The sequence below is a fragment of the Chitinivorax sp. B genome (genome assembly GCF_005503445.1).
Classification (GTDB): Bacteria; Pseudomonadota; Gammaproteobacteria; order Burkholderiales; family SCOH01; genus Chitinivorax.
Genome location: NZ_SCOH01000114.1, coordinates 1 through 3,039, shown reverse-complemented (window position 1 = coordinate 3,039; position 3,039 = coordinate 1). Strand labels below are relative to the sequence as shown.

The 3,039-nt window shown below is 63.2% G+C and carries 1 protein-coding gene; it reads left to right on the top strand.

Annotation, left to right across the window (positions count from 1 at the left end; all coding sequences use genetic code 11):
- Positions 1–3,039, top strand: a 3,039-nt coding sequence (locus FFS57_RS24500; protein WP_137940446.1) for an RHS repeat domain-containing protein, incomplete at both ends; no start/stop codon positions are given.

Below are 3,039 nucleotides of genomic sequence, written 5' to 3'. Positions count from 1 at the left end.
ACCGATGCCAACCAGCAGGTCACGCGTTACGTCTACGACGCCGCCAACCGCCGGGTGTTCAGTATTGATGCGCTGGGGGCGGTGGAACAGACTGAGTATGACGCAGTCGGGCAAGTGACCCGCAGCACCCGTTATGCCACCCCGATCACGCTGGCCCAGGACCGACCCACCCTGAACGAGGTGCGGGCCCGCTTGCAACCCAACGCTGGGCAGGACCTCAGCCAGCGTTCGCTGTACGACCCGGCCGGCCGCCTGACTGCCAGCATCGACCGCCAGGGTTACCTGACCGAGCACCGTTATGATGCGCTGGGCAATCGCGTCAGCAGCGTGCGCTATGCCACCCCGCTGGCCGAGGCGACAGTGTCCTTGGCCACCTTGCAGCGCAACCAGGCCAGCTATTCGCTACCGACCAGCGGGGTGACGGCCGGCAAGGTCAGCTGGCAGGGGGGACAACTGCAATTGCAGAGCGGGCAGGACACCAAGGACCTCACCGTGCAAACCCAGTACGTGCCGGTGGTGCCGGTCGATGCCACCCATACTGCGGTCATCACCCGTGAACTCACCCTGGGTACGCATGCGGGGCGAGTGCTGTATGTCGGCACCGACAACGGCGCGGGCTGGCAGACCGATGGCTGGATCATGTTGCAGGCCCGCCTCATGAACGATGGCACCTTGCTGGCGGAAGACTGCCGCGGCAAGCAGGTGACCGTGACCACGCTGGGCAAGCTGCGTGAGCAGGCCACCTACCTCATCGAACAGGAGATCGCGGCAGATCGTGCCACACTGTACGTCTACGAAAAGGGAACCGCCCGCGACAGTAGCACCAGCTTCCGCTACGTACAGACCGCGACCTACCAGGGGGCGCAGTCCTACATCGGCCAGCGCCAGTACCAGGGCAGCGCCACCACCCCACCCAGTACCACCACCGTGGCGCAGTGGCATATTCAGCAACAACTGCGTTACCAGGCTGGGGCGCCCTATTCGGCCAACGAGCTGCGAGCCCTGGTCAACGCCACGGCCGAGGCGGCCAGCAATGGCACCACCACCGGCCATCAGTCGGTCCACCAGCTCTACGATGCGGCGGGGCGTGAGGTCGGCACGATCGATGCGGCCGGCTATCTGACCACCCGCCGCCTGGATGGGCTGGGCAATGTGCTGGACACCACCCGCTACGCCACGCCGATCTCCAGCACGGCGTTGACCCCGATCAACCTGCACCACAACAAGGATCGTTTCCTGTTGCCGGCGGCCAGTACCGCCAATGGCAAGGTGAGCTGGCAAGGTGACCAATTGCAATTGCAAAGTGGTCCGGACACCAAGGATGTCAGCCTGCAGACCCATCAACTCGGGATGATGCGGGTGGATACCGCCCATTCGGTCAACATCTATCGCGAGATCACACTGGGCAGCCATGACGGCCGCTACCTGCATATCGGCGCCTCCAACGGGGAGCCCTGGCAGACCGATGCCTGGAATATGCTGCAAGTGCAGATCATGGCCAACGGGGCGGTCATGGCCGAGGCCTATCGCGGCAAGCAGGGGACCAAAACCGTCATCGGCCAGGTTCGAGAAAACGCCACCTACATCGTCGAGCAGGAACTCACCGCCGGTCGCAACCTCCTCTATGTCTATGAGAAAGGCACGACCCGGCAGGGCAGTGCCACGCTCAAGTACGAACAGACCGTCCCGTATAGCGGGGCCTTGTCGTATCACGTCCAGCTGTTCTTTGATGGCACCGCCACTAGCAAACCCAGTACCACCGTGATCAACGAATGGCAGATCCAGCAGACGGTCGCCTTCCAGCCCGGTGCGGTGCTGACTGCCGAAGACGTGCAGGCGCTGATCAAACCGGTCATCGCCCATGGCCAGACGGCCGCCACCACCCAGCAGGAACGGCGGGTGTATGATGCGGCGGGCCGCCTCATCGCCAGTATGGATAGCCTGGGTGTCGTGACGGCCAAGCGCTATGACAGCTTTGGCAATGTCGTGGAAACCACCCGCCATGCCACGCCGCTGTCAAGCGCCGTGGTCGCCAGTGTCGATCTACGCAGCAACAAAGACCAGTTCATTGTTGCGTCGCGGGGGGCGCCGACGGATCAGGCGGTGTGGAATGGGGACCGGATCCAGCTCAAGACCGGGCCAGACACCAAGCATTTTGCGCCTTATGCCGAGAGTCAGCGACAGCCCGTCGATGCCACGCATCCGGTGTCCATTTACCGCGAAGTCACCCTGGGGACCCATGCCGGGCGCTACCTGCATGTCGGGGCCTCCAATGGCGAGCCCTGGCAGACCGACAGCTGGATGATGCTGGAAGTGGGCATCAGCAATGATGGCACCTTGATTGCCGAAGAATATCGGGGCCGGCAAGGTAAAAAGACCCCGCTGGGGAAGGTCAAGGAACAGACGACCTACATCATCGAGCAAGAGCTCGCTGCCGATCATGCGACGGTGTACGTTTACGAAAAAGGCAGCCACCGGCAGGCGCCGGGCGCGTTCAGTCATACGCAGTATGCAGCCTACAGCGGGGCATGGTCCTACAACACGCAAATGTTCTTCAATGGTACGGCGTCGACCCCGCCCAGTACCACCAGCATCAGCCAATGGAAGACGGAATGGCGTGCCACCTTCCAGGCGGGTGGTAGCCTGGATCAAACCGATCTGACCGCGCTCCTCAAAGCGGATTCTGCCCAAGACCGCCGAGCCCGCAGCCTGTACGACGCCCAACAACGGCTGCGCTTCAGCGTGGATGCGCTGGGCCAGGTCAGCGAGCGGGTCTATGACGCGGCGGGCAATGTGATCCAGGTCACCGACTATGCCCAACCGGTGGCCAACAGCTGGACCGATGAAACCAGCCTGAAAGCGCTGCTGAAAGCCGATGCGGCGCAGGACCGCAGTCGCTTCACCGTCTATGACCAGGCCAACCGGGCGCGTTACCAGTTGGATGCACTGGGTTACGTCACCGTCAACCAGTATGACAGCCTCGGCCGGCTGGTCGGGCTGACCCGGCATGCCAAGCCGATTGCCCGTCCCGCGACGTTA